Origin of the sequence: Thermoleptolyngbya sp. PKUAC-SCTB121 (assembly GCF_016919485.1) — a bacterium.
Lineage (GTDB): Bacteria > Cyanobacteriota > Cyanobacteriia > Elainellales > Elainellaceae > Thermoleptolyngbya > Thermoleptolyngbya sichuanensis.
Window position 1 is genome coordinate 557,124 of record NZ_CP070366.1, and the last position, 26,551, is coordinate 583,674.

The 26,551-nt window shown below is 57.6% G+C and carries 21 protein-coding genes; 9 read left to right on the forward strand and 12 right to left on the reverse strand.

Features of this window, described 5'->3' with window-relative positions; all coding sequences use genetic code 11:
• Positions 1-55 precede the first annotated feature (55 nt).
• On the reverse strand, positions 56-2,308 hold the full coding sequence (locus JTM80_RS02310; protein WP_205370508.1) for a heavy metal translocating P-type ATPase: 2,253 nt from the start codon (positions 2,306-2,308) through the stop codon (positions 56-58).
• A 12-nt stretch (positions 2,309-2,320) separates the two neighbouring features.
• Positions 2,321-2,515 (reverse strand): heavy-metal-associated domain-containing protein, encoded by a 195-nt coding sequence (locus JTM80_RS02315; protein ID WP_172353980.1) that lies wholly within the window; start codon positions 2,513-2,515, stop codon positions 2,321-2,323.
• Between the two features lie 362 nt (positions 2,516-2,877).
• Here JTM80_RS02315 and JTM80_RS02320 point away from each other — a divergent pair, with 362 nt between their 5' ends.
• Positions 2,878-3,555 carry a GNAT family N-acetyltransferase gene (locus JTM80_RS02320; protein ID WP_205370509.1) on the forward strand — a complete coding sequence of 226 codons (678 nt, stop codon included), beginning with the start codon at positions 2,878-2,880 and terminating at the stop codon, positions 3,553-3,555.
• Positions 3,556-3,898: 343 nt separating this feature from the next.
• The gene (locus JTM80_RS02325) at positions 3,899-5,968 is read left to right on the forward strand and encodes a Calx-beta domain-containing protein (protein ID WP_205370510.1); all 2,070 of its coding nucleotides are present in this window, start codon (positions 3,899-3,901) and stop codon (positions 5,966-5,968) included.
• A gap of 85 nt (positions 5,969-6,053) precedes the next feature.
• Here JTM80_RS02325 and JTM80_RS02330 read toward each other — a convergent pair whose 3' ends face one another.
• Together JTM80_RS02330 and JTM80_RS02335 are read right to left on the reverse strand one after the other, a co-directional pair.
• Positions 6,054-7,109, reverse strand: a complete 1,056-nt coding sequence (locus JTM80_RS02330) for a zinc-dependent dehydrogenase (RefSeq protein ID WP_172353984.1) — start codon at positions 7,107-7,109, stop codon at positions 6,054-6,056.
• Positions 7,110-7,286: 177 nt separating this feature from the next.
• A complete protein-coding gene (locus tag JTM80_RS02335; protein ID WP_068511873.1) occupies positions 7,287-7,982 on the reverse strand; it encodes an aldehyde oxygenase (deformylating) in 696 nt (231 codons plus the stop codon).
• 437 nt (positions 7,983-8,419) lie between these two features.
• On the opposite strand from JTM80_RS02335, the gene JTM80_RS02340 reads away from it, so the two are divergent.
• The gene (locus tag JTM80_RS02340; RefSeq protein ID WP_172353985.1) at positions 8,420-9,235 is read left to right on the forward strand and encodes a carbohydrate ABC transporter permease; all 816 of its coding nucleotides are present in this window, start codon (positions 8,420-8,422) and stop codon (positions 9,233-9,235) included.
• Positions 9,236-9,292: 57 nt separating this feature from the next.
• Here the strand turns inward: JTM80_RS02340 and JTM80_RS02345 are convergent, their stop codons facing one another.
• Positions 9,293-10,474 carry an aldo/keto reductase gene (locus JTM80_RS02345; RefSeq protein WP_172353987.1) on the reverse strand — a complete coding sequence of 394 codons (1,182 nt, stop codon included), beginning with the start codon at positions 10,472-10,474 and terminating at the stop codon, positions 9,293-9,295.
• A gap of 522 nt (positions 10,475-10,996) precedes the next feature.
• On the opposite strand from JTM80_RS02345, the gene JTM80_RS02350 reads away from it, so the two are divergent.
• Positions 10,997-12,037: a DUF2325 domain-containing protein gene (locus JTM80_RS02350; RefSeq protein WP_205370511.1), complete on the forward strand. Its 1,041-nt coding sequence runs from the start codon at positions 10,997-10,999 to the stop codon at positions 12,035-12,037.
• A 58-nt stretch (positions 12,038-12,095) separates the two neighbouring features.
• On the opposite strand, the gene rpiA is transcribed toward JTM80_RS02350, so the two are convergent.
• The 4 genes from rpiA to petB all read right to left on the reverse strand — a co-directional run bounded on the left by rpiA (position 12,096) and on the right by petB (position 14,880).
• Positions 12,096-12,800, reverse strand: a complete 705-nt coding sequence (gene rpiA, locus JTM80_RS02355) for a ribose-5-phosphate isomerase RpiA (RefSeq protein ID WP_205370512.1) — start codon at positions 12,798-12,800, stop codon at positions 12,096-12,098.
• Between the two features lie 140 nt (positions 12,801-12,940).
• Positions 12,941-13,387 (reverse strand): anti-sigma regulatory factor, encoded by a 447-nt coding sequence (locus JTM80_RS02360; RefSeq protein WP_172353991.1) that lies wholly within the window; start codon positions 13,385-13,387, stop codon positions 12,941-12,943.
• Between the two features lie 186 nt (positions 13,388-13,573).
• Positions 13,574-14,056, reverse strand: a complete 483-nt coding sequence (gene petD / locus JTM80_RS02365; protein ID WP_068511887.1) for a cytochrome b6-f complex subunit IV — start codon at positions 14,054-14,056, stop codon at positions 13,574-13,576.
• Between the two features lie 155 nt (positions 14,057-14,211).
• The gene (gene petB / locus JTM80_RS02370; RefSeq protein WP_172353992.1) at positions 14,212-14,880 is read right to left on the reverse strand and encodes a cytochrome b6; all 669 of its coding nucleotides are present in this window, start codon (positions 14,878-14,880) and stop codon (positions 14,212-14,214) included.
• A gap of 276 nt (positions 14,881-15,156) precedes the next feature.
• Here petB and ctpA point away from each other — a divergent pair, with 276 nt between their 5' ends.
• From ctpA to JTM80_RS02390, 4 genes are all read left to right on the forward strand, one after another.
• Positions 15,157-16,440 (forward strand): carboxyl-terminal processing protease CtpA, encoded by a 1,284-nt coding sequence (gene ctpA / locus JTM80_RS02375; protein WP_304941117.1) that lies wholly within the window; start codon positions 15,157-15,159, stop codon positions 16,438-16,440.
• 176 nt (positions 16,441-16,616) lie between these two features.
• On the forward strand, positions 16,617-17,855 hold the full coding sequence (locus JTM80_RS02380) for an HD domain-containing protein (RefSeq protein WP_172353993.1): 1,239 nt from the start codon (positions 16,617-16,619) through the stop codon (positions 17,853-17,855).
• Positions 17,856-18,045: 190 nt separating this feature from the next.
• Positions 18,046-18,822: an ABC transporter permease gene (locus tag JTM80_RS02385; RefSeq protein WP_172353994.1), complete on the forward strand. Its 777-nt coding sequence runs from the start codon at positions 18,046-18,048 to the stop codon at positions 18,820-18,822.
• Between the two features lie 4 nt (positions 18,823-18,826).
• Positions 18,827-19,798, forward strand: a complete 972-nt coding sequence (locus tag JTM80_RS02390; protein WP_172353996.1) for an ABC transporter ATP-binding protein — start codon at positions 18,827-18,829, stop codon at positions 19,796-19,798.
• Between the two features lie 223 nt (positions 19,799-20,021).
• On the opposite strand, the gene JTM80_RS02395 is transcribed toward JTM80_RS02390, so the two are convergent.
• A complete protein-coding gene (locus tag JTM80_RS02395; protein ID WP_172353997.1) occupies positions 20,022-21,884 on the reverse strand; it encodes an AAA family ATPase in 1,863 nt (620 codons plus the stop codon).
• A 476-nt stretch (positions 21,885-22,360) separates the two neighbouring features.
• Between JTM80_RS02395 and JTM80_RS02400 the strand changes: the two genes are divergently transcribed.
• Positions 22,361-24,277, forward strand: a complete 1,917-nt coding sequence (locus JTM80_RS02400) for an ArsA family ATPase (protein WP_172353998.1) — start codon at positions 22,361-22,363, stop codon at positions 24,275-24,277.
• 225 nt (positions 24,278-24,502) lie between these two features.
• Here JTM80_RS02400 and JTM80_RS02405 read toward each other — a convergent pair whose 3' ends face one another.
• Positions 24,503-25,279 carry a CPBP family intramembrane glutamic endopeptidase gene (locus tag JTM80_RS02405; RefSeq protein WP_172353999.1) on the reverse strand — a complete coding sequence of 259 codons (777 nt, stop codon included), beginning with the start codon at positions 25,277-25,279 and terminating at the stop codon, positions 24,503-24,505.
• A 30-nt stretch (positions 25,280-25,309) separates the two neighbouring features.
• A complete protein-coding gene (locus JTM80_RS02410) occupies positions 25,310-26,542 on the reverse strand; it encodes a methionine gamma-lyase family protein (protein WP_172354000.1) in 1,233 nt (410 codons plus the stop codon).
• Positions 26,543-26,551 lie beyond the last annotated feature (9 nt).

Genomic DNA, 26,551 nt, shown 5'->3' on the forward strand with positions numbered 1-26,551 from the left:
CGAGCGATGCAATATATGTGCGCTGAACTGGACTTATCCGTATGCATCTCAGGCATCAGCTTAATCCTCTGGGCTGAAAGTTGCGTAAACGCAGCGCATTCGTCACCACAGACACCGAGCTAAACGCCATTGCCGCTCCTGCAATGATGGGATTCAGCAGCCAGCCAAACACGGGATAGAGAATCCCTGCTGCGATGGGAATTCCTGCGACGTTGTAGATAAAAGCAAAGAACAGGTTTTGTCGGATGTTTCGGAGGGTGGCGCGGCTCAGTTGAATTGCGGTGACGATGCCGTGCAAATCGCCAGAGATGAGCGTAATGTCGCTAGCGGCGATCGCCACATCGGTTCCCGTACCAATCGCAATCCCCACATCGGCCTGGGCCAGCGCAGGCGCGTCGTTGATGCCGTCGCCCACCATCGCCACAACCTTGCCTTCAGCCTGAATGGTTGCGATCACTGCCGATTTTTGATCAGGGCGCACTTCGGCAAAGACGCGATCGATTTCGACTTCATGAGCAATCACGTTTGCCGTCCGCTGGTTGTCGCCTGTGAGCATGACGACTTCCAAACCCATGCGCTTCAGCGTGCGAATCGCGTTCACCGAAGACGGCTTCACCGCATCCGCAATGCCCATCACCGCTTCCACGTTGCCATCCACTGCAATCCAAATCACTGTTCTGCCAAGATACTCCAGCCTGTCCCAGACAGATTGCAAAGCGCTGGTATCAATGCCGAGTTCATTCATCCAGCGGTGCGTTCCAATTTGCACAAATCGGCGATCGACATAACCCTGCACACCGCTACCCGCAACAGCTTCAAATTCTTGCGGGTCGGTCAGTTCCACCTCTTGTGTCCGGGCATATTGCACTACGGCTTCCGCCAGCGGATGTTCGGAATTGCGTTCGAGCGATCCTGCTAGACGTAGGAGGTCTAGCTCATGCTCGATGCCATTTGCAGGTACAAAATCCGTCACCGTGGGCTTGCCCTGGGTAATGGTGCCCGTTTTATCAAGGACAATGGTTTGCAGCTTGTGCGCCAGCTCCAGACTCTCTGCCCCTTTGATCAAAATGCCGTTTTCTGCGCCTTTGCCCGTACCCACCATGATCGAAGTCGGCGTGGCCAGCCCCAGCGCACAGGGACAGGCAATAATCAGCACGCCGACAGTCGTGATCAGCGACATCGTCACATTGCCCATGAGGTTGAACCAGAGGACGAACGTGAGAATGGCGATCGCCATCACCGCAGGCACAAACCACCCTGTCACCTGATCTGCCAATCGCTGGATCGGCGCTTTGGAACCCTGCGCCTGCTGCACCAGCTTGACGATTTGCGCCAGGAACGTATCTTTGCCCACGCGAGTAGCACGAAACTTAAAGCTGCCTGTTTTATTCAGCGTTGCGCCGATCACCTCATCGCCCGCCTGCTTTCTCACAGGCACGCTTTCTCCCGTCACCATCGCCTCGTCAATTGTCGAAGCGCCCTCTACAATTTCGCCGTCCACCGGGATCTTCTCGCCGGGACGCACCAGAATCACATCCCCCAGCCCCACGTCCGAAATAGGAATGTCAAATTCCCGTCCGTTGCGAATCACCCGCGCCGTTTTGGGCTGCAAACCGACGAGCTTGCGAATGGCTTCCGAAGTTTGCCCCTTGGCGCGGTTTTCCAGCAGTCGCCCCAGCAGCAGCAGCGCAATAATCACCGATGCCGCCTCGAAATACACATCGGGACTCAGCCCCTGCGCGAGGAACCACTGCGGCGCAAACGTGGGAAACAGCGAGTAAAGAAACGCTGTGCCCGTACCCACTGCCACCAGCGTATCCATCGTGGCGGTGTGCCGCTTCAGCGCTTTCCAGGCGTTGATGAAAAAGCTGCTGCCGGCCCAGAGCATCACGGGTGTTGTCAGCACAAGCTGAAGCAGCGGATGGTGCAGCCACATCGGAATCAAGGGAATCGGCAGCCCCGTCATCATGGGCAGTGAGCCAATAACCAGAACCGCGCTGACCCCGCCGCTCAGCCAGACTTTGCGAACCAGCTTGCGGTGCTCGTCCAGACGGTTCTGCTGCTCTTCATCGGCAAGGGGCGCAAGTGCATCATCGCTCATCGGCTGCGCTCCGTAGCCCGCTTCTTCTACGGCAGCCTGAATTTGGGCGATGTCCGTTTTGCGCTCATCGTAGGTGACCGTTGCCTGCTCTACACCGAAGTTGACGCTGCACGCCTCTACACCCGGCACTGAACCGATGGCTTGCTCGATATTGTGGGCACAGGCGGCGCAACTCATGCCGCGCAGCCGAAAGGTTTGATCTTGCATTGAGTAACCCCCTCACGCGATGGTGTATCCGGCCTCGGCGATCGCCCTGCGGAGGTCTGCTTCTGCGGCCTGGGTGTCCACGCTCACTTGCTTGGTTTTCACGTCAGTTTGCACAGTTGCCGCAGCATCGATGGTTTGGATTGCTTTGGTGATGGTGTCGCTGCACGCCGAGCAGGCCATATCAGGAACCGTGAATTCGTAGGTCATGGTGAAAACTCCCTGGTTTTGCCACAGTCTTTGGAACTGCTTCTATCTTGAAGCCTCCAGTCTGCTAGAGAGTCAAGAGCCTGGGTGATACGTTTTTTGTCACAGGCTGGAGAGTTTGCAGCGGAGCGCTTTGGGAGCGGTTTCAGGACGGTTTGGGATCGCTCGGTTCGATAACTTGTGTTCAGATACCAACAGCAGAGATTTGCAACCTCGACGGTGGTCTGAACGCCTCGTAGCTGGTTCACTTCAGCCATGCGGTGTTGGCAGCAAGCGGGCTGAGCCGGATCGGCCCACCCGTGTATACTGCCGCCTCATACGTATCAAAGTTCTGTCCCCATTCGTTGTTTCAAAGGAGAAAGCCAATGCTTTCGCAGGTTTCCCCCATAGAGGAAAAAGTAGAACAAAAAGTAGAACAAAAAACGCAGGTTCCCACAGAACTGCCCCAAGCTCCCCACGTCACAAAGCCCGCATCGGCGCTGTATCCCTTGCCAGTCCGTTCCGCTGCTGCAAGAATCCTTGACCGAGCAGCCAACCCAGAACTGATCCAGATTCGCCATGTCCAGGCTGGAGACATAGATAAGCTACATAGCTTGCTGACGAGTCCGGATGTCGTGTACTGGACGAGTAAGATGCCCTGCGTTGTTGCAGAAGAGATGCGTGAGCAGCTAAACAATCCGCCTGCGGGTCACTATACGCTGGTTGCGACATACAACCAGAGCGTTGCAGGCAGTCTGGGCTTTTCGACCTGCCTCCAGTCCCGGATGCGTCACATGGGCCACATCAGCACCGTAGCCGTGCATCCTAACTTTCGCGGCTATGGCGTGGGGACGGCATTGGTCAAAGCTGCGATCGACTTGGCAGACCAGTGGTTTAACCTGCATCGGCTAGATCTGATGGTCTACACCGACAATGACGCGGCGATCGCCCTCTACCAAAAATTCGGCTTCGTAACCGAGGGCGTGCTGAAGGACTACGCTTTTCGCGCTGGAGCATATACCGACGTGCAGGTGATGGCGCGATTTGCCAAGCGCGGGATCTAGTCGCGCCAATCTAGCACCTTACCTAGGGCATGTTTTAAAACCCTTTGATCTCCCCTTAGCCCCCCTTAAAAAGGGGGGAACCGAGCCGACCCACTTCGGAAGTCCCCCTTATTAAGGGGGATTTAGGGGGATCGATCAAGGCAATCAACGACCTAGAAAGTTTTAAGACACTACCTAGTGCCTTATCTGGCGAATCTTCAGAAAACGGGCGATCGCAGCATGATTTTCGTGCTGACAGAGTTCCCTAGTCTTTTTTACCCTACCTTCTTCGTTCTTCTCTCTTCGTTCTTCGTTTTTTCCTTTTCCCTGTTCCTTTCCAAACCCTCAACCCCAACACTTACCTATGTCTATCCTCAAAGTGAATTCCGAGTTTCGTGTTAACAACCGCCCTGCTGGCAGCCAATACGGCGCAGCGATTGCAACCGATGCTGACGGAAACTTTCGTGTTGCTTGGGAAGAAGCGTTCGATGGACGAAACCGAATCTATACCCGCCGATTTCAAAAAGACGGTCGGCCGCTGAGCGACGATACCCTGGTTCAAGATGTGGCTTCCAGCCCGGCTATTGCGATGGATCGGGACGGCAACGTGGCGATCGCCCATACCTTGCCAAACCAAAGAACCAATAGCCGCGACATTTATGTCTCGCGGCTGACTAGCACTGACCGCAACCAAAACGGCTTCTTTGCTGTGGAGCTTGAGGGCTTCCAGGGTGATGCGGCGATCGCCATTAGCGATGACGGCAGCTACATGGTGACTTGGACGAGCATTGGTCAAGATGGCGACGGCGCGGGGATCTATGCCCGTCAATTTAACGCCGATGGGTCGCCTGCGGGAGCCGAAGTGCGAGTAAACGCAACGACTCGCGGCAATCAATTTGACCCGGCGATCGCCACAGACGGCAAAGGCAACTTCGTCATCACCTGGTCAAGCGTTGGTCAAGATGGCAGCGGCTACGGCATCTATGCCCAGCGATTTAATGTCAACGGCCGACCGGTCGGCGGCGAACTTCCCGTCAACCTGACCACCGACAACGATCAATTCGGCGCAAAGGTGGCTATGGGCGCAGATGGTTCGTTTGTCATAGCCTGGGGTTGCCAAATTGAAGGGCTGGTCGCCCGACGGTTTGATGCCGCAGGGCAGCCCCTCAGCGACGAGATTCAAGTCAGCCAGACTCCGACAGGTTCCCACTATGCCCCCAGCATTGCGCTCGATTCCCAAGGCAACTTTGTGGTTGCGTGGGCCAGTACCCAGGAGCGCAATGATGCCGACATCTATATGCGTCGCTTTAGCGCCACAGGCATTCCCCTCAGTGATGAGCTGCGGGTAAACTCCCACACTCCAGGCCTCCAGGTTGCCCCAACGGTCGCCATGCAGGGGGATGGCAATTTCATCGTCACTTGGCAAAGCCTGGGGCAAGATGGCGACGGCTACGGCATCTATGCCCAGCAGTTTGAGATTGCATCGGTGGTGTCCTTTAGTCAGCCCACCTATCAGATCGGCGAAAACGGCGTGCCCGTCGGCGCACAGGTGACGGTGACGCGCTCTAGCGACTTACACCTGGCCTCTCAGGTTGCTTACGAAATTACTGGCGGCACCGCAACCAACGGCTCAGACTATATCCTACCTCAGTCAGATTTCATCTTATTCCAGCCTGGCGAATCGAGCAAAACAATTACGATTCCCATTTTGCAAGATACGCTCATCGAAGGCGATGAAACAATTGTGATGCGGCTGCTTGAGGTGCAGGGCGGAAATGCGATTTTGCAGGGCAACCGAGAAGCAACGATCACGATTTTAGACGACGATCGCCCTGGGGGTGGCATCAATCAGCCCGGTCGCCCTCAAGATCCACTGCTGCCGCAGCCGCCCAACGCTGCACCCATTGGAGCGCCTATTGGAGCGCCCGTGGGTCTGCCAGATCTGTCGCCCGCACCCGGAATGCGATCGCTCCGAGGCACCAACCGCAAAGATACGCTAACAGGCACGAATGCGGGCGAAATGCTGGTGGGTTTGCGGGGGAACGATCGGCTCAATGGGCGCGGCGGGAACGATATCTTGATTGGGGTAAATCCCAACACGCGCGCGCCAGGGCGAAACGAAATCGACCAGTTGACGGGCGGGCCCGGACGAGATCTGTTCGTGCTAGGGGATCAGCAGCGCGTTTTCTATGACGACGGCAAGCGGAATAGCGCTGGACTCAAGGATTACGCGCTGATCAAGGATTTCAACCGACAACAGGATGCCATCCAACTGCACGGCAAAGCCTCCGACTATCGCCTGGGTTCCGCACCCAAGGGACTGCCCAAAGGGAATGCCATTTTCCTAGAAACCGGACGCACGGATGAACTGATTGCGATTGTTCAGGGGAACGGCAAGCTGAATCTCAATAGCACAATGTTCCAGTTTGTCTAAGCTCAATCTGATGAACAAAAGAGGGATGGAGCCATGCAGGTTCCATCCCTCTCGCATTAACTCGCATTGAAGTAGATAAGTATCGTTAGCCCTGCCCCACGTCAATCAGGATTTTGAACGTGTCGGGGGTGGGCGACACGGCGCGATCGACCGCAGCGGCGAGGTCACTCAGCGGAAAGCGATCGCTCACTAGGGCATCCACATCGATTCGTCGGTTGAATACGATATCGGCAGCGAGGCTCTGCACCTTATAAGACGAACTGTAGCTGCCCATCAGGTCAATCTCGCGGCGATAGAGAATGTTGGGATTAATCGGAATCTCCACCTCATCGGGAAACTCGGCAAAGAATAGAATTTTGCCGCCCTTGCGGGTGCAGTCGAGTGCCTGAAAGAATGCCTTGTCGCTGGGAACCGCCAGCAGCGTCGTGTCTACGCCCATGCCCTGGGTCAGCGCGTGAATTTTTGCGGGCAGGTCTGGGTCGCGCGGATCGAAGGCGGCCTCGGCCCCAAGCTGGCGAGCTTTTTCCAGGCGAGACGGGATCAGGTCAGTGGCGATCGCCCTTGCGCCAAAATACTTCACCAGCATCACAAACATCAGCCCAATCGGCCCCGCCCCCGTCACCAGCACCGTCTGTCCGGGCTGCACCTGCGCCTTCTTCACCGCCTTCAGGCAGCAGTTGGTCGGCTCCACAAAGCTGGCCTGCTCAAAGGTCACGTCGTCGGGAATTTCGATTAGCCCGCCGTGCTGCACAATATGCCCCGGCACTTTCACATATTCCGCAAAGCCGCCGCCGCTGGGCGCAAACCCGGCCGTCGTGCTGATGCTTTTATACACCTCGCACATGGAGTAATTTTCATTCAGGCAATAGCCGCAATGCATACAGGGAATGTGGTGCAGCACGACCACCCGCTGCCCCGTCCGCCAGCCCCGCACCGCGTCGCCCACCGCCGCAATTACGCCCGCCGTTTCATGCCCAAAGATGCGCGGCGGCTCATACAGCGGATAGCGAATCTTTTTGATATCCGACTGGCACAAGCCCACCACCCGCACCTGCACCAGCACCTCGTCTGCCGCCAGTTCTGGCACGGGCACGTCTTCGTAGCTCAGTTGATTGACTCCGCGAAATACCTGCGCCTTCATGGAAAATCCCTTTCACTCAACAAGATTAGGATACGGTGTGGCGCGGTCATCCTTGGGCTGTGGACAGCATAAAGCGGGCAAAAATTGTCACAAACCACCTCCCCCAGCCCCCCAGGGAGAAAAGAATCGAGCCGCTCAGGGGACTGGGGAAAGCAGGACTAGAGGGCGATCGCCCGTCTAGGCAGCCGACAGCCCGTAGGCAGACATCCGCATGATGTCGCGAGTGGTGAAGCCGATGTTGCTCAGCGCTTCGCCGTAGCTGATCATGAAATCCTCTACCAGGGCTTCTTTTTCCATGCCCAGTTCCTTGGCATCGTTTTCCACCTGGTTCAGCATCCGCCACACCAGCGGCAGGTTTTGCTTGTTGGCTTCCTCTAGCTCTGCCTTAGATGCTTCAAAGTTCGCCTTCAGCCATTCTTCGCCAAAGTTCAGGTGCAGATACTCATCCTTCACCACGCCTTCGGTGATCTTGCGGGCAAAGTCATCTGCCACCGGAATGTAGATGTTGTACGCAGAAATCGCAAAGCACTCGATAATCAGCGACTGAATCAGCAGGCAGGTCACGATTTTGCCCTGGGCCGCGGCCTCCTGAAAGTTGCGGTGCAGGTCAGCAAAAAATTCCTTAGCAAAGGCCATGTCTGGCTCAACGGACAGGTTCCGCCCACAGGCCTGAAAGCCCTTCTTGTGGCGGCTTTCCATCTTCGACAGGCCGATCAACTGGTCTTTGTGATCAGGCATCAACTCTGCAAGGCGCTGGTAATTGTCGAAGGCTTCCTCTTCGCCCTCAATCACAATGGCGTTGATGCGGCTGTAGGCATCTTTATAGACGGCACTCTGATAGTCGAGTTCTGGGGTAAGCTCAAGCTGCGGCATAGTAGGGTCGGTCTCCTGACTGAGGGTCAAAACGGTGGAAAACAAGCTCCTGTAAGTCTGTTCGGGCAGCGCTGAGGTCGGCGGTGTCCAGAACGTTTAGACGAGAGCGAGTGGGCAATGGCGGCAAATCGAGCCGTGACGTTAAGCATTGCGGGGTCAGTCTGTCTGCTGGCGTGGTTTGGAGGAAAGTCTCAAACTTGCAGCAGCTTTGGGAAGAAACCATTGTAAAGAAATCGGTGCCCTAGTTTGCTTAACTTAAGATATGCCCAAACTCTACTCTACTGGGTTTCGGCATGGAATGGTTAAACTAGAGTCCCCTTGTAGCTGATATCCTGTTCAACGACATCATAGATTTATATCTATGCCCAAGCCTAAACCGTTGATCCATACTGTATCGCACAAGATTTCGCTGCTGGCTCCTTCTCTAGAATCACGTTATGCTCTCTAGTCGGTTTCCCGGCCTGTCGTTGAATCTGTGGCGCTGGCTCAACGGGCTACTGCTGGGCCTGGGGGCGGGGCTGGTGCTGCTGCCGCTGGGTGTGGTGCTGTGGACTTCGTTTCAGACCGGAGATAGGGCAGGGCTGACGCTCGACAACTATCGCCAAGTGTGGGCGCGGGGGCACTTTCTGGGGGCGATCGCCAACTCTACCTTCGTAGCGCTTGCCGTCACCGCCCTGCAAATCCTGCTCTCGGCACTGGCAGGCTATGCCCTAGCGAGGTTTCGCTTTTGGGGACGACAGACTGTGCTGGCGCTGGTGCTGGCGACGCTGGTGATCCCGTTCCAGCTTTTGGTGATTCCGATTTTTTGGGTATTAAAAACAGGACACCTGATCAATACCTACGGGGCGCTGATCTTGCCGACAGCAGTCAATGGATTCGGCATTTTCCTAATGCGACAGTTTTTTCAGACCATCCCCATCGAGCTAGAGGAAGCGGCCGCGCTAGACGGTGCTACCCGTCTGCAAGTGCTGGGGCGGGTTGTGCTGCCGCTGGCCCGACCCGCGCTGGTGACGCTGTTCCTGTTTACCTTTATCGGCGAGTGGAATGATTTGTTTAAGCCGCTGGTGTTCACGACGCGCCCAGAGTTGCGAACCGTGCAACTGGCGCTGGCGGAGTTTCAGGAGCAGTTTACGAATAGCTGGTCGTTGCTGATGGCGGCGGTAGTGCTGGTGACGGTGCCTGTGGTGGTGCTGTTTGCAGTCGGACAGCGCCAGTTGATTGGCGGCATTGCGACGACGGGGCTGAAGAATTAAGCACCTGAGAATTAAGCACTAGTTTTGGAACGCCACTGGCTGCAAAATGCATGGCTCCTAGCTCTGCGACAGACGCTTGACCGCTGCACCACCCAGCAGTTCGTGAGTCTCGGCGAGCAGGCGGGGAATCTGGTCGGCGTGGGGGCTGTGGCGCAGGCAGTCGCGCAGGTCGAGGGATTGAACTTCGTCGGCCTTGTTGCCCGGAAACCAGTGGCTAGCCCCGCCCAGCATGTTGTAGCGGGTTTTGGCAAATTCGGTCAGTCCAAAGGCGATCGCCAAGTTTCGCAGCCACAGGATCGAGCGAATATTGACCTGATTGGGCACGTCTTGATGGTTCGGCAGGCCCACATCCCAGGTCTTGTACCAGTCCTCGCCCAGCGCGGCGATCGCCCCCTGCTCAAGCTGATGCAAAATGGGCGGCAGCACTTCGTCAGCGCGATCGAGCAATTCCAGCGTTTTCAGATGCTCGTCAAAGTCGCTGGGGCGGGCCGCGCCAATGCTGAGCGTATGCACCTGCGGATGGCTGAGGCAAAACAGGTTGTTGAACACCATCGGACTGAGGGGGTGGCAAAGTTCCACCAATCGGGGCGGCGGGCTGTAGAGCATTCCGCCTTTGTCGGACGGGCTGATGATGAACACGCCCATGTCGTGGCGGTGGGCGGCTTCGATGGCAGGCCAGTTGACCTGGTTGATGTAGTACCAGTGCAGGTTGACGTAATCGAATTGGTCGGAGGCGATCGCCCGCACAATCACCTCTGTCGGCCCGTGGGTCGAAAAGCCCACAAACCGCACGCGCCCCCACGCCTGAAACCGTCGCGCCACATCCAGACAGCCGCCCGACCGCAGGCTATAGCCCAGCAGTTCTGGCGTGTTGATGCCGTGCAGCCCCAGCAGATCGATGTAGTCCAGATTCAGGTAAGCGAGCGATTGCTCCAGTTTTTGCTCAAAGTCTCGCGGGTCTGCCGTGGGCGATACTTTGGTTTGCACGATGATCTGGTCGCGCGGCAGTTTCGGCAAAATCTGACCCAGTTGCAGTTCTGAGCTGCCGTAGCCCCGCGCCGTTTCGATGTGGTTGATACCCACTTCGAGCGATCGCCGAATCGTGGCTTCTAAATTTTCCTGATTGTCAGACGGAATCTGATCCAGCGGCGTATCCTGCCACTTGTGCTGATAGCGCATTCCGCCACAAGAAAAAACGGGCATTGCCAGCCCAGTCCGTCCAAACCGTCGATAGAGCATAGGATTTTGAGAAGGGGTCTTATGCGAAAAGGGCAACCCCTTCAAAAGTAGCAATAATAGGAGTATCGTCAACTTAGTGCATTGATAAACCTACAGACTCGATAGTTTAGCCATATTACGGTCTGGCAGAGAGGCGACAGAAGGGGGGATAAGGGGGGGTGGTAGAGCATTTGACAGAGAGTTCGACAGAAATTTCGGCAAAAAGCTTGACAACGAGTTTGCCAAAGGGCTTAGCAGTAAGAACTTGGGATTCATGACAAGACAGTCCTCAAAATCCGATACGAGTCCGATTCGAGATAGTATTTAGATTCTCATGCGGAAACACCATCCCTTGCCTGGATGCTGGGATTAACCGACTGGGATTAACTGACATAGATGCCACGATCGATACCATTTGATAATCGATACCCTCCAATATTGGTACTGCGGATGGGTATCGAAGGCTTTTTCTTTTTATCCGTCTGAATTCATAGCCCCTAAGTTAATCACTAGTTAATCACTTATTGTTTTGGAGAAAAGCGTATGGATATTAGCGATTTAGATGATCTAGAGTCATCCGTCAAAGATTTATTATCCCTGGCAAAGATAGAGCTAGAAGAAAAACGATTACAGCAGCAGCGGGATGAACAAATTCAGCAAAAAGTTGTCGAAATTCGCCAGAGACTAGAACCGCTACTCCAGGAAACAGAGCGAATGCTCTCTAAGTTTGAGCCGGATGATTTTTCAGACAGCGTGACCCGTACCAAATTAGAAGAAAAAGTCGCCGACCTGCGCCAGAAAATTGCCGATGCGCCAGAACTGGCGGCACAAATGGTCGATCGCCAGATGATTTTGAACGAAGAGCGGCTGATTGATGAGCGCGTTGCGGAGCAGGCAGCCCGCTGGCGACAGGCCCTCAAAGATGACCTGCTGGAAATGATCGCAGAGCAGGAAGATTTCTATAATGCAACCGATGCGGCGATCGCCATTCGAGGCTACGTGCATGACCTGAAGGCGATCGGAGCGCTGGAAGAGGTCGTCGATAAGCTCATCGAGCAAATTAACGCCTACAGCGAGGAAGGGCCCGTCGCTCGCCTGCGTGGTAGCCATGAGCAGACCCTCACGTTTATCTACAACAAAGCGCTAGAAAACCGCTCCCGCGTCGAGCGTGCGCCCAACGTCCAGCCCCGTGTCCGCCATCGCACCTCCGAAAAGCGCCCCAACCCCTATGCCCAGCTTGAGGGCAAAGTGGTCATTTTCGGCGGGCATGACCGATTAGAAACCGCCGTGCGAAACCGTTTGAGGGAGTCAAAAGTCGAACTAATCTGGTGTACGGCGCAGGCGGGCCCACAGATTGCCGAACAGGCCGAAAGCCACGTGGCCAGCGCCGATTTAGTTCTCGTTATGACGGGCTACACCAGCCACAAACTCACCGATAAGGCCATGCAGGCCGCCCAGCGGGCAGGCAAGTCTCCTGAAATGATCAATACTACAGGTGTGATTCGCATTTTGGAGGCGATCGAGTACGGGCTGAAATCCCAGCTTTTTGCCCGCCGTGTCAACCACTTCTCAAAACCCGCTTAGGGTTTGACTTTCTTTCGCCCCTCAGAGCGGCTACAGTTCCCGCACCATAGCTCCCGCACTATAGCTCCCGGACAATGGGCTGTCCCTCTTTGATTTCGCCCACTAGCACCACATCCGCCAGACCCACAAACAGGCCGTTGTCCAAAACACCCGGAATATTGTTCAGCGTCTGCTCAAACTCAGCCGGGTTTGGAATGCTGCCGAAGGTCACGTCCAGAATCATATTGCCCTGATCCGTAATCACCGGGCCATCCTTCTTTACGCCCATCCGCAGTTCGGGCTTGCCGCCCAGTGCCTCTAGCGCCCGCGTCACCGGGGACACTGCCACAGGCAGCACCTCGACGGGCAGCGGAAACGTAGACCCCAGCGTCTCTACCAGCTTGGTACTGTCCACCACGACGATGAACACATCGGCCAGAGAGTCCACGATCTTCTCGCGAGTGTGGGCTGCGCCGCCGCCTTTGATCAGCACCTTATTGGGATCAACTTCATCAGCCCCGTCAATGGCGATGTCGATTTTTTCCACATCGTCCAGCGTGACCAAGGGAATGCCATACTTTTTAGCCAGCACCGATGCCTGAAACGAGGTCGGAATGCCTTTGATGTCTTTCAGGTCGCCCGATTTGAGGCGATCGCCCAAATGCTCAATTGCAAAGGCCGTCGTAGACCCAGTTCCCAGCCCCACGATGGAGCCAGACTGCACGCGCTGCGCCGCCGCAATACCCACCTGCTGCTTCATGGCTTTAACGGCATCTTCGCTCATAACGCCTCCCTCTACAACACACATCGACTTTATAGGCTACCACTTCGAGGCGCGATCCTTGAGCAATTCAGCCGACACGATTCAGATCGGATGGATCGGGAACAGCGCAGCAGATCAATCAGCCCGTCTAGCTGCTAAATCTAGACTGGGTGCTTAAAGCCGTAGGTTACCAGTTGCAGGCAGTTGCGCCCGTCGATGTAGCGGTCATAGGATACGCGATCGGTCAACCGCCGCAGCAAAAACCAGCCATAGCCCCCCGATTGCAGCGTGCCGGGTTGGGGTTCCTTTAGCCGATCGGGATTAAACGGTCGTCCATAGTCCCAAATGCGGATTTCGATCCAGTCTTCGTGCAGCGCCAGCGCAATCTCGATTGGTGTTTCTGGCGGCAACCCCCGGTGGGCATGGCGCACAGCGTTGGTGAAGCCTTCAGCCAGCGCTAAATTGAGGTGATCGCACTGATGGGCCAGCCAGGGATAGCGCCCTTCGTTTTGCAGGCAAAACTGTCGGAACCAGGCTTGGATTGGATTCAGAGCGGTTAGCTGGCTGGGCACCACCAATCGCTCTCGCTGCTGAATGACATCCACCACGATTTAAGATTCGGCGAAACGGCAAAGGATTGAGGCAGTCTGCGTCGAGCGCTCCGGTTCAAAGCCAAGACTATTTCACAACAAAGCGCCCGTACAGCAACCAGAAGAGAAAGAAACACTCCCAGTAGATGCACGAGCGCCGAGTCAGCCAGAGCAAGTCGCTCCAATAAAGCTAGAAAAACATCCCTAGAACAAGCCCAGGGTCAGAGACTTGTCGATTGGGAACGTTGCGCCGATGCCCAGCCACAGCGTCACCAACGTTCCGAACAGGAAGACCGTCGTCGCGACCGGACGGCGGAAGGGGTTCTGGAACTTGTTCACGCTTTCGATGAAAGGAACCAGCATCAAGCCTAGGGGAATAGCACTTTGCAGCGCCACACCCAGCAGCTTGTTTGGCACGATTCGGAGAATCTGGAATGCGGGGTACAGGTACCACTCCGGCAGGATTTCCAGGGGAGTCGCAAATGGATCGGCGGGCTCGCCCACGAGAGCTGGATCTAGCACGGCTAGCGCTACCACGCAGCCGATGGTTCCCAGAATCACGACCGGGAAGATGTATAGCAGGTCATTGGGCCAGGCGGGTTCACCATAGTAGTTGTGACCCATGCCTTTCTTAAGTTTCTCGCGCAATGCGGGATCGCTAAGATCCGGCTTCTTAATGGTTGCCATAATGATTCAGGTTTCTCCTAAGCAGCAAGGATCGAACAGAGGGGAAGAGCGGTCGGAGTTCCCAGCAGCTAACTGATTCCAGCAGTGTAAAGGATCGGCCGAAGCATTGAAAGGGCGATCGCCCTCTTTCAACTCGGCGACCCAATCCGTGCGACCTACAAGGGGCCAGAGATACCCTGCTTGCGGATCATCAGGAAGTGCAGCAGCATGAACACCGCAATCGACCAGGGCAGCACAAAGGTATGGAGGCTATAGAAGCGAGTCAGCGTTGCTTGACCCACGCTATCGCCACCGCGCATGAGTTCCACAATCTGGTCACCGACGACAGGAATAGCACTGGGCACGCCGGACACGATCTTGACCGCCCAATAGCCGACCTGATCCCAAGGCAGCGAATAGCCCGTCACGCCGAAGGAGACAGTAATGACTGCCAGAATTACGCCCGTTACCCAGGTCAGCTCACGGGGCTTCTTGAAGCCGCCCGTCAGATAAACCCGGAAGACGTGCAGGATCATCATCAGCACCATCATGCTGGCAGACCAGCGATGGATCGAGCGGATGAGCCAGCCAAAGTTCACCTCAGTCATCAGGTACTGAATCGAGGAGAACGCCTCAGTCACAGTGGGTTTGTAATAAAAGGTCATTGCAAACCCGGTGGCGAACTGAATGATGAAACAGGTCAGGGTGATGCCACCGAGACAGTAGAAGATATTGACGTGGGGAGGAACGTACTTAGTGCTGATATCGTCGGCGATCGCCTGGATTTCCAGCCGCTCCTGAAACCACTGGTACGCTTTCGAGTCAGTTACCTGCTTTGTAAACATGAAGCAAGAATTCCAAAAGAGAGATGTATTGCCATTTCTAAAGAATGTAACATAGCTGCTCATCAGATTTCACGCTGTAACCAAGATCCGGCACAGGTTTCGTTCAACTTTTTGGGCGGCGCTGCAATTTTACAGAGAAGTGATAAAGACTGCGGCTTCTGCTACGATGGCTGGTTAACTCGAAGGGAGCAGGCTTGGGGCGATCGCCGCCGATCCTTTCAGAATAGGTACGCCTGAGATAGCCGCCAGTCTGAGTAGAACGTTAAGATATGTTTTATGAAGCAACATCGATTAAAGCGCCTGGGGTTAGAACGCCAGGGATTAAAGCGACTACTTGGGTTTGTGCTGGTTTGGCTCTTCACGGGGTTGATGGCGTTGCAGGTGAATACTCCGCCCGCTTATGCCTTTACCGAGGAGCAAAAGCTGCTGAATGAAGTGTGGCGGATTGTCGATCGGGCCTACGTAGACAGCACCTTCAATAACCAGAACTGGTGGCTGGTGCGCCAGAAGGTGCTGAAGCAGGCTCCCACCAACCGAGAGGATACCTATGCCGCGATTCAGCAAATGCTGGCAGGGCTGGACGACCCCTATACGCGCCTGCTGAAGCCGGATCAGTATCGCAGTCTGCAAACCAGTACGTCTGGCGAACTGAGCGGTGTGGGGCTGCAAATTGCCCAAGACCCCGACACGGGTGATCTGCGCGTGATTACGCCGATTGAGGGTTCCCCCGCAGACCGGGCTGGCCTGCAACCACGCGATCGCATCTTGAAGATCGATGGCGAGGTAACTGCGAACCTAACCTTGGACGAAGCCGCCGAGCGGATGCGTGGCCCAGCGGGAAGCCGTGTGGTGCTAACGATTGGGCGCGATGAAAGCCCGAAAAGCTGGGAGGTGGAACTGGTGCGCGATCGCATCACCATCAACCCGGTCTACGCCGAACTGCGGCCCCAGCCCGACGGAACCCAGGTGGGCTACATTCGCCTCACCCAGTTCAGTGCCAATGCCGCAGAAGAGGTGGCCCATGCGATCGCCCGTCTAGAAAAACAGGATGCCAACGCCTACATTTTGGACTTGCGGAATAATCCTGGCGGCTTGCTGCAAGCGGGGATCGACATTGCGCGGCTGTGGCTGCGGGACGGCACCATTGTCTACACGGTCAACCGCGACGGCATTCAGGATAGCTTTGAGGCCCTGTCGGAGCCGCTGACGGATGACCCGCTGATCGTGCTGGTGAACCAGGGCACGGCCAGCGCCAGCGAGATTCTGGCGGGCGCACTGCAAGACAACGGACGCGCCCAATTGATTGGCGAAAAGACCTTTGGCAAAGGGCTGATTCAATCCCTGTTTGGGCTGTCGGACGGGTCGGGGCTGGCGGTGACCATCGCCCGCTACGAAACGCCCAGCCACCGAGACATTAATCGCCTTGGCATCGAACCCGATCGCTCGGTTTCGCTCAACATTACTAGCCGCGAACAGGTCGCTACGGAAGCCGATGAGCAATATCAGGCGGCAATTGAGGCGCTGACGCAACAGATGGTCGTCGCTGGAGCAGCGGGGTAAGTGGGGATGGCGTATCAGTCCGCCTGTTGGGAAGAATGAGGGTGAGTGATTCGACAGGGCATCTTGTGCTTGGGGCCTGAATGCTCAAGTCCTGAATGCTCAAGTCCTGACTGCTCAAGTCCTGACTGCTCAAGTCCTGACTGTTGCCCCGCCCCTTAACCCCCCAATCCCAATAAATGCCCGGACGTACCTATCATGACCCGCTGCATGGGGCGATCGCCCTCGATCGCGCTGATCCGACGGAGGCATTGCTGATTGATCTGATTGACACGCCCGCATTTCAGCGGCTGCGGCGGATTCGCCAGCTGGGCCCCGCCAGCCTGACGTTTCACGGAGCCGAGTCGTCGCGGTTTACCCATTCGCTGGGCGTGATGGCGATCGCCCGTCGCGCCTTTGACCGTCTGGCCACCCGTCATAGAGAACTCCAGCCCCACCGCGCAGCCGTTCTCTGTGCGGCGCTGCTGCATGACATCGGACATGGCCCCTTTAGCCACACCTGCGAAGAAATTTTTGGCAGCCACCACGAACACTGGACGCGGCGGATCTTGGACGAGTCGGAACCCGTGCGATCGCGGCTGGATGAACACGACCCCGCATTATTGCCCCAACTCTCGCAGATCTATCACAAAACGCATCCACTCCCTGTGGTGTGGCAACTGGTGACGAGCCAGCTAGACTGCGATCGCCTGGATTACCTGATGCGCGACAGCTACTTCACCGGCGCATCCTACGGGCGGCTCGATCTGGATCGAATTCTGATGGCGATGGGCTATGACCCAACCACGCAGCAGTTAGTCGTAGCGAAAAAAGGCATGGCGGCGATCGAGCATTATCTGATTGTCCGCTACTTTATGTACGCCCAGATTTATAACCATCCCAAAAATATCGCGGCGACCTGGGGCTTGCAGCAGGCGTTTCGGCGGGCGCGGGAACTGCTGGCGCTGGGCAAGCTATCGGCCGACGACACCGTGACGGCGTGGCTGCAAGGCGACTGCAACACGTTGCCCCTGGCGCAATATCTCCAGGCAGACGACGGCGTGTTTATCTACCATCTGCAACGCTGGCAGCAGCACGACGACCCGGTGCTGGCGGATCTCTGCCGCCGATTTGTGGATCGAGATTTATTCAAAGCAACTGATATTAGCCCGCTTTCCCCAGAGGCCCACCCAGAGGTTCTAGAGCAGGTGAGGCGATCGCTCTCCCATCGGGGCCTCATTGCTGACTATTACTGCGGCATTCGGGTGGCGCTGAGCCGGGGCTATACGCTCTATCAGCGGGGCATCAAGCTGCAAACCGAAAACGGACTGCAAGAGCTAAGCGAACTCTCCCCGCTGGTGAAAACGCTGACCCAGCCACTCCAGCGGAGCTGGCTGATTCATCCACGAGAGATTGATCTATCCGCTTGGTGGCAATGATTGTACCGGCTTAAATCACTTGTTGACTGTAAAAAGGCGATCGCGCATGGGCATTCCCTCGTGCCAGTTTTTTCCCTGCCACCTGAGTTTATGAACTCTTGTAACTTTAAGGGTATGATCGGCAGGATCACTGGCACGAAGGTTGCATCGGGAGGCAAGGACCCTGTTAGGAGTCAAGTTTGGCGCGAAGGTGCGCGGCTATGGGCGAGAAACGCTGGCAGTAGCGCAGCGAATTTTGCGGGAACTGGTGCGTCGGGGGCGATCGCTCCTGTTTTGGACGCTGTTTCCAGTCACCATTTTGCTGCTCAACGGCTACCTGCTCACCGAATCTGGCAATCTCTCCGAAGCAGAAGCCTTCGAGCGCTGTGTGCCTGCGTCGCTGGTGGGCGCGGCCTTGTTCTTTAGCTGTTTGGGCGGCAGCGTGTCCACGGTGGTCGCAGAGCGCGAGCAGCAGACCCTCAAGCGGCTGTTTATCTCGCCCCTCAGCGGCACATCCTATTTTCTCGGCATTTTTCTGGCGCACACCTACATTGGGCTGGGGCAAGCGCTGCTAATCTATGCCACCGCCAGCATTATGGGCGCGACGTTTGAGGGTTCGCCGCCGCTGAAGCTGCTGGTGATTTTGCTCAGCATTGCCAGCTACGTCGGCGTGGGCTTTATTCTGGGGACGCAGTTTGCCCGCCGCACGGAAGACGTGAATGCGCTGGTGGCGACCTTTGGCGTGCCGCTGCTAATTTTAGGTGGTGCGTTTGTGCCGACCCAGTTTTTTCCCGATGCGCTGCTAAATCTGGCAGAGTTCAACCCGGTGTTTCACATGATCGAGGCGCTGGATGGTGTGTCCGTGGCAGACGGAACCCTGGCTGAAGTGGGGTTGCATCTGCGCTTTCTGGCTGGCTTTGCGATCGCGGTGGTTGCCGGGGGCTGGTTGGCCTATCGCCGTATGGTGCGGGTAGAGAGGAGGCTGTAGCACAGTGCTGCATCTAGAAACGCTGACCAAAACCTACGGCGATCGCCCCGTTTTGCAAGATCTGACGCTGGACGTTCGTCCCGGCGAGGTATACGGCCTGCTGGGGCCCAACGGTGCGGGCAAAACCACTACCATCAACCTGATTTGCAACCTGCTGCAACCCGACAGCGGCCGCATTACGATCGACGGCATTCCTGTCTCGGATGCCACCAAGCGGCTGATTGGCATCGTACCTCAGGAAAACCTGCTGTATCGATCGCTCACCTGTGCCGAAAATCTAGACTTTTTTGCGCGAATTTATGCCGTCCCTCGGGAAAAGCGGGATCTCCGCATTGCCAACTGTCTAGCGGCCGTAAACCTGCTCGACCGCGCCAACTCGCCCGTGGAAACCCTCAGCGGCGGGATGCAGCGGCGGCTGAGTCTGGCGATCGCCCTAGTGCATCAGCCCAGACTCGTGATTTTGGATGAACCCACCACCGGCCTCGACATCGAAGCCCGCTATGAACTGTGGGAACTCATCCGTCGTCTGCGCGACCAGGGCATTACCACCCTGCTGACCACCCACCTGCTGGAGGAAGCCGAACGCCTCTGCCACCGCATTGGCATTCTCAAAGGCGGCCGCCTGTTGGCAGAGGGAACCCTGGCAGAACTGCGGCACTACGTACCAGCCCAGGAGGTGGTGCTGGTGCAAACGACAGAGGAAGAGAGGGCGATCGCCCGCGCCCAGCAACTCGGCTTTCCCTGCCGCCGCTACGGCAACGACCTCACCTTCTGGCTGCCCGCCTACCTAGACATGCAGGACATCATCGCCTGCTTTGAAGGCATTTCCCTCGATTCAGTCTGTCGGCAACCCGTGGGGCTATCGCACATCTATATGGAAGTCACCCAGCTCGGCACCGCGCCCGTGAGTTTAGCAGCAGGCGATTCCCCAAAGGATCGCTTCGCGAATCGCCTGCCAGTAGACTTGTCGCGCTGAGCCAGGGAAGAGGGAAGAGGGAAGAACGAAGAGAGAAGAACGAAGAAGTTTGTTTTTCGTTTTTGTTAGTGTCCTTAGTTTTTCGCCACCTCGATCTGGCAACTGCTGAAACCCTTACAGCATGGTTGTTCTTGATTGGTCATTTTGAGGGTGGCGAATAAATCGGGACACTAACCGTTCTTCGTTTTTCGTTCTTCGTTTTTCGTTTTTCGTTTTTCCCTTTTCACCTTGCCGCCTGCTTCTGACTAGTGATCAGCGCGTGGGCGATCGCAAAGTCTTCCTGCGTAATGTGTAGCGCACTCGGATCAGGGTTTCCGGCTGCTCGGTGGCGGCGAATGGCTTGTAGGGCGGCTTGGTTGCTCAGCAGCGCCAGGTCTGCGCCGTTCCAGCCGTCGGTTTGAGCAGCCCAGTGGGATAGCTCGACCTGGGCCAAGGGGCGATCGCCGTTATGTACGGTCAGGATTTCTAGGCGGCTGGCGGCATCTGGCAGGTCAATCTTGAGCTGAAGATCCAGCCGTCCAGACCGCATCAGCGCTGGGTCGAGGGCTTCGGGTCGATTCGTCGCTGCCACTAGCAGGACGTTGGTGCAGCCCTGCAAGCCGTCGAGTTCGGTCAACAGTTGACCCACGACGCGATCGCCCACGCCCGAATCGCCCTGAAAACTGCCCCGCACCGGAGCCAGCGTGTCGATCTCGTCGATAAACACCACGCAGGGAGCCGCCTGCCGCGCCTTGGCAAACAGTTCCCGGACGGCTTGCTCGGCTGCGCCGACCCATTTGCTCAGGAGTTCGGGCCCGTTCACCGCAATGAAATTGGCCCGGGCCTGGGTGGCGATCGCCTTTGCCAGCAGGGTTTTCCCCGTCCCCGGCGGACCCCACAGCAGGATGCCCCTCGGAGCCGTCGCCCCCGTGCGCCGATACAGATCGGGATAGAGTAGTGCGCCCTCGACCGATTCTTGCAGGGTTTGCTTGACGCTCTCTAGCCCGCCGATGTCGTCCCAGCGCACGTCTGGCGACTCCACCTCCACTGACCGCAGCACCGAGGGACGAATCTCCTGGGCCGCCTGCAAAAAGTCTGCCTGGGTAATGTGCAAATCGGCGGGAACCGGGGCGCTGAGGCTGGGCACTTGCCGCCGCAGAGCCAGATAGGCGGCCTTCTGGCACAGCGCCTTCAGATCTGCCCCCACCAAGCCCACCGAAAGATCGGCGATCGCCCCCAAGTCCACGTTTTGCAAGGGCATGGCGCGAGTCTGGATCTGCAAAATCTCCAGCCGTCCATCGCGGTCGGGCACGCGAAACTGCACTTCTCGGTCAAACCGGCCGGGTCGCCGCAGGGCCGGGTCGAGGTGGTCGGGTCGATTCGTCGCCGCCAGCACGATGACTCCCTGCGACTTGGCAAAGCCGTCCATCAGGCTCAACAACTGCGCCACCAGCCGCTTTTCCACCTCGCCTTCCACTTTGGCCCGGTCGGGCGCGAGGCTGTCGATTTCGTCGATAAACACAATGCAGGGCGCAGACTTTGCCGCTTTCTCAAATACGCCCCGCAGCCGCGCCTCCGCCTCACCGTAGTATTTCCCGATCACCTCCGGTCCAACTAGGGCGATATAGCTCACCCCCAGTTCCTCCGCCAGCGCCCGCGCCGTCAGGGTTTTGCCCGTGCCCGGTGGCCCCACCAGCAGCACGCCCCGCGTCGGTTCCAGTCCTAGCTTTTGCAGCAGATCAGGGCGCTTTAGCGGCAGTTCCACCTGCTCGCGCAGTTCTCGCAGCACCTCGCTCAGCCCGCCCAGGTCTTGCAGCGATGCGGTTGGCGCTTCTCCCGGTGCTTCCACGGGCGGCGTGTCGGGGGCAGCATCGGATGCGGCACTGGTTGCGGCATTGGGTGCGGCATTGGGGCGGACACGGCTGGTTCCAACTCCCGCTCCCCCGGTCGGACTGCCCGTGCGGGGAATGTTGCCCTGGCGCGGAATATTCCCCAGCGGACGGCTATGGATCTGCACGTCGGTCTTGAGTTCGCCGCTGGCGGCTTTTTCTTCGAGGGCTTTGGCCAGTTCCAGCAGTTGCTCAAATCCCTTAAACAGGTCGCTCATGGTTGCGATCGCCCCAATTTGGCGAATGGGTCACGTTTCTTCATTTAGTCATCCCAGCGGATGGGGAACCCTAACGAGAGGGGCGCAAGTGTAATACAGCGTTACCTTGATCCCCCCTTAGCCCCCCTTAACAAGGGGGGAATCGAGCCGCTCTGGAAGTCCCCCTTATTAAGGGGGATTGAGGGGGATCGGTTCCAATACGAGGCAGCCTGAGATCCCCCCTAGCCCCCCTTAACAAGGGGGGAATCGAGCCGCTCCGGAGGTTCCCCTTATTAAGGGGGATTGAGGGGATCGGTTCCGATACGAGGCAGCTTGAGATCCCCCCTTAGCCCTCCAACAAGGGGGGAATCGAGCCGCTCTGGAGGTTCCCCTTAATAAGGGGGGAAACAAGCCCCTCTGGAAGTCCCCCTTATTAAAGGGGGATTGAGGGGGATCGAGCCTTTCAAACCTAACCCCTGACCCCTCATCGCTGCTATATGTATCCATTTGATTCTGTACATCTACTGATGGTCAGCGGCAAAGGTGGTGTCGGCAAAACGACCCTCTCCTGTGCGATCGCCCGTCGCTGGGGGCATGAATTTCCCCAGGATCGGGTGCTGCTGATGTCTACTGACCCAGCCCATTCCCTGGGCGATGTGCTGCTGACAGAGGTGACAGACGAAGCGCGATCGCTCGCTGATTTGCCAAACGTGCAGACCCGCGCCCTGGATGCGGCGGCCCTGCTGACCGAGTTCAAAGCCCGCTATGGGTCGGTGCTGGAGCTATTGGTGGAACGCGGCAGCTTTGTCGAAGGCGCAGACCTCAGCCCCGTGTGGGATCTGGGCTTTCCGGGGCTGGACGAACTCATGAGCTTGTTGGAGATTCAGCGCATCCTGGAAGATGGCGAGAGTGACCGGATTGTTGTGGACATGGCCCCTAGCGGGCACACGCTGAATCTGTTTGGACTGATGGACTTTTTGGATCAGTTCCTGGCCGCCCTCAGTCTGTTTCAGGAAAAGCATCGGGTGATGCAGCAGACCTTCGCTGGGACGTACGCCGCCGACGCAGCCGATGAGTTTTTGGCAGAGATGCAAACGCGCCTGGGCCACGGTCGCGCCTTGCTGCAAGATGCCACCCGCACTGCCTGCCTTGCTGTCGCCATCCCGGAACCGATGAGCTACCAGGAAACCCGACGTTTTCTGGAGTCCCTCGACACGCTCCACATTCCCATTGGCGGTATTGTGGTCAATCGCGTCTTGTCCGACAGCCAGCCCAGCGAGGGCGATTCGCGCAGCGATTCCTATGGGAGTCGCCTTTGCGAACAGGCCGACCTCCTGGAAAAGTTCGCTGCCCTCTGCCCCGACCCTCCGCTGCTCATCCTGCCCCAGCAGCCCACCGAACCCGTCGGCCTCGAAGCCCTCGACAGGCTCCTGCCCCAACTCCTGCCCCACACCCTCGCGCCACTGCCCCCAATTCCTCTGCCCGTCGTGCCATCGACCCTTCACCCGATTCCGCCATCGCTTCCCGATTTTTTAGACCTCCACCGTCGTCTTCTGATCATCGGCGGCAAGGGTGGCGTTGGGAAGACGACCCTCTCAGGGGCAATCGCCCAAGGCATGGCCCAGCGCCATCCCCAGCAGCGAGTGCGGGTCATCTCTATCGACCCGGCCCATTCCTTGGGCGATGCCTTTGGAACCGTGCTGGGGCACGATCCCATACCCCTGTTGCCCAACCTCAGCGCCCAGGAAATCGACGCAGACACCCTGCTGCATCAGTTCCGCGAAGATTACCTGTGGGAATTGGCGGAGATGATGAGCGGCGACACGGGCGACGACGCACTGCAAATCGCCTACGGGCCGCAGGCGTGGCGGCAGATTGTGTCCCAGGCGCTCCCCGGCATTGACGAAATGCTGGCGCTAATTGCCGTGATTGACCTGCTAGAGGACGGCAGCCAAGATTTAGTGATTTTAGATACAGCCCCCACCGGGCATCTGCTGCGCTTTTTGGAAATGCCGACGGCGCTGAATGACTGGCTTGGCTGGATTTTTAAGCTCTGGCTGAAATATCAGGACGTGGTGGGGCGGGTGGATTTGATGAGCCGCCTGCGGACGCTGCGGCAGCGCGTGGTGAAGGCGCAAAAACTGCTGAAAGATCCCAGCTTTACGGAATTTATCGGCGTGGCGCAAAATCAGTCGGCAATCCTGGCAGAAGCGGCCCGCCTGACGGATTCGCTCAGGGCGCTGGGTATCCAGCAGACTTACTTGGTGCATAACCGCTACGTGCCCGGTCAGGAGATTCCCGCGGCGCAGTTTCCGGGGCAAACCATTGTGCGGCTGGCCAGTTTACCCAGGGGAATTCCGCCGCAGGAGCTAATTCAGCTTGCCGCCACGCTCCTCTTCGAGCCGCTGCCATAAGTTAATTTGGGTTTCATTAATTTGGATTAATTGGGGCACTAATATACTTCACGCAGCAATTTCAGCCCTCACCCTAAATCCCTCTCCCAGAGCGGGAGAGGGACTTCAAGCCTATGTCTGGCTCCCCTTCTCCCCGCTTGGGAGAAGGGGTTGGGGGATGAGGGCAGTAAGCTTGCTGTCTCAAGCTATGCCAGTGCCTTAACTTGGGTCATTTGGGGACTGCGGCTAGCTACCCCCGACCCCCCGCAGCGCCAAGTCTGCACAAAAATGGGCCAGCATTGCCGCCTCCAGCCCAAGCTTCCAGTAAAGCGCCCCAAAGACGAGTCCCAGCAGCCCGTTTAGCAGCAGCGATCGCCCAATCACTACCCCCGTCAGCGGCCAGACTGCAGCGGCAGCGGGCAAATGCCCCAGCCCAAACAGCAGCGACGAGAGGGCGATCGCCATCCCAAATATCCAGGTTGGCGGCGACACGGGACGCGCTGCCAGTCGCCACAGCACCCAGGTAATCAGGGTCATCAGCCCCAGCCGCAGCCACAGTTCTTCGGTGATTCCGCCGTAAATGCTCGCCAGTAGCCCTTTCCACAGATCCACTTGGGGTCGGGTGGCGGCGGAACCCGTGAGCGGGGCTGGCATCCACGGCTGAAATAGGATATCCAGCCCCAGAATCGCCAGCCCGCCCAACCCGCCGAGCAGGGCAATGCTGAGCCAGCGACGACGGGGCATGAGGGGCAGAGGGGTGCCCGTCAGCCAGGCCCGCACCAGCGGCGAATCGAGGCCCAGCGATCGCCCCAGCCGCAGCCCCAGCCAGCCCAGCGGCCACAGCACCAGTCCGGTTTGGATGGCCTGCCCAAAGGCGACGGCCGACAGCGGCACCGCCAGATCCGCAGGCGGAGGGGCGATCGCCATTAGGTAGGGAAACACAGCCAGCGCCCCCAACGCACCCAGGATGGCCCAAAATAGGGCAATTTTTATGTTTGGCTTGGTCTTCCAGGTTCTTTGCATATAAACTGCGTAAGTCCTGTAGGTTTTGGGTCAGGTTTTTGGGCCAACGGCTACAATGGCGGCTTCGAGGGCGATCGCCACATGAGTCCAGTGGGTTCCCCCCTGGCAAAAGACCGTGTACGGCTCCCGCAGCGGCCCATCGGCAGAAAATTCCGACGTACTGCCGTCGATAAACGTGCCGCCTGCCATCACTAGCTCACTCTCATAACCGGGCATTTCCGCAGGCACGGGACTGAGGTACGACCCAATGGGGGAATATTCCTGGATTGCCTTGCAAAAGGCAATGACCTTTTCGGGTGAGCCGAGGCGAATCGCCTGGATCACATCGCGGCGGGGCGCATTGGGCAGCGGATTCACCGGATAGCCCAACTGGTGAAACACATAGCTCGTCAGATGGTTGCCCTTCATTGCCTCGCCTACCATCTGTGGTGCCAGGAATAGCCCCTGAAACAGTAGCCGATTTTGGTCAAAGGTGGCGCCGCCCTCGCTGCCGATGCCGGGGGACGTGAGCCGACAGCAGGCTTTTTCTACCAAATCTGCCCGCCCGGCCACGTAGCCGCCTGCGGTGACGATCGTGCCGCCCGGATTTTTGATCAGCGACCCGGCGATCAGGTCTGCCCCAACGGTGGGCGGTTCGCAGTCTGCCACAAACTCGCCGTAGCAGTTGTCCACAAAGCAGACGGTATCAGGATTTTGCTGCTTTACCAGGTGGATAATTTTGGCAATGTCGTCAATCGACAGGCTTTGCCGCCAGGAATAGCCGCAGGAGCGCTGGATTAGCACCAGTTTGGTTTCCGGGCGAATTGCAGTGGCCAAATCTGGCCAGGCGATCGCCCCTTCTGGGGTTAATTCCAACTGTCGATAGGACACGCCAAAGTCCTTCAGCGACCCCAGCCCCTTGCCCCGCAACCCGATGACCTCCTCCAGCGTGTCGTAGGGTGCGCCCGCCACCGCCAGCAGTTCGTCCCCCGGCCGCAGCACCCCAAACAGCGCAGAGGCGATCGCGTGCGTCCCTGATACAAACTGCACCCGCACCGCCGCCGCCTCTGCCCCCATCACCTGGGCAAACACCCGATCCAGCACCTGCCGTCCCAAATCGCCATGCCCATAGCCGCTGACGCTGGCAAAGTGATGAACCCCTACGCCGTGATGTCGAAAGGCCTCCAGCACCCGCCGCAGGTTCGCTTTTACCTGGGCATCGATGCGGGCAAAGGTAGGCTGGAGGGCGTGTTCTGCTTGGACGATTAGACTGGCACTGAGCATGATTGAGAG

Coding starts and splice junctions, on each gene's coding strand:
- JTM80_RS02310 (WP_205370508.1), bottom strand. CDS start 2,308: ATGCAAGATCAAACCTTTCGGCTGCGCGGCATGAGTTGCGCCGCCTGT.
- JTM80_RS02315 (WP_172353980.1), bottom strand. CDS start 2,515: ATGACCTACGAATTCACGGTTCCTGATATGGCCTGCTCGGCGTGCAGC.
- JTM80_RS02320 (WP_205370509.1), top strand. CDS start 2,878: ATGCTTTCGCAGGTTTCCCCCATAGAGGAAAAAGTAGAACAAAAAGTA.
- JTM80_RS02325 (WP_205370510.1), top strand. CDS start 3,899: ATGTCTATCCTCAAAGTGAATTCCGAGTTTCGTGTTAACAACCGCCCT.
- JTM80_RS02330 (WP_172353984.1), bottom strand. CDS start 7,109: ATGAAGGCGCAGGTATTTCGCGGAGTCAATCAACTGAGCTACGAAGAC.
- JTM80_RS02335 (WP_068511873.1), bottom strand. CDS start 7,982: ATGCCGCAGCTTGAGCTTACCCCAGAACTCGACTATCAGAGTGCCGTC.
- JTM80_RS02340 (WP_172353985.1), top strand. CDS start 8,420: ATGCTCTCTAGTCGGTTTCCCGGCCTGTCGTTGAATCTGTGGCGCTGG.
- JTM80_RS02345 (WP_172353987.1), bottom strand. CDS start 10,474: ATGCTCTATCGACGGTTTGGACGGACTGGGCTGGCAATGCCCGTTTTT.
- JTM80_RS02350 (WP_205370511.1), top strand. CDS start 10,997: ATGGATATTAGCGATTTAGATGATCTAGAGTCATCCGTCAAAGATTTA.
- rpiA (WP_205370512.1), bottom strand. CDS start 12,800: ATGAGCGAAGATGCCGTTAAAGCCATGAAGCAGCAGGTGGGTATTGCG.
- petD (WP_068511887.1), bottom strand. CDS start 14,056: ATGGCAACCATTAAGAAGCCGGATCTTAGCGATCCCGCATTGCGCGAG.
- petB (WP_172353992.1), bottom strand. CDS start 14,880: ATGTTTACAAAGCAGGTAACTGACTCGAAAGCGTACCAGTGGTTTCAG.
- ctpA (WP_304941117.1), top strand. CDS start 15,157: ATGAAGCAACATCGATTAAAGCGCCTGGGGTTAGAACGCCAGGGATTA.
- JTM80_RS02380 (WP_172353993.1), top strand. CDS start 16,617: ATGCCCGGACGTACCTATCATGACCCGCTGCATGGGGCGATCGCCCTC.
- JTM80_RS02395 (WP_172353997.1), bottom strand. CDS start 21,884: ATGAGCGACCTGTTTAAGGGATTTGAGCAACTGCTGGAACTGGCCAAA.
- JTM80_RS02400 (WP_172353998.1), top strand. CDS start 22,361: ATGTATCCATTTGATTCTGTACATCTACTGATGGTCAGCGGCAAAGGT.
- JTM80_RS02405 (WP_172353999.1), bottom strand. CDS start 25,279: ATGCAAAGAACCTGGAAGACCAAGCCAAACATAAAAATTGCCCTATTT.
- JTM80_RS02410 (WP_172354000.1), bottom strand. CDS start 26,542: ATGCTCAGTGCCAGTCTAATCGTCCAAGCAGAACACGCCCTCCAGCCT.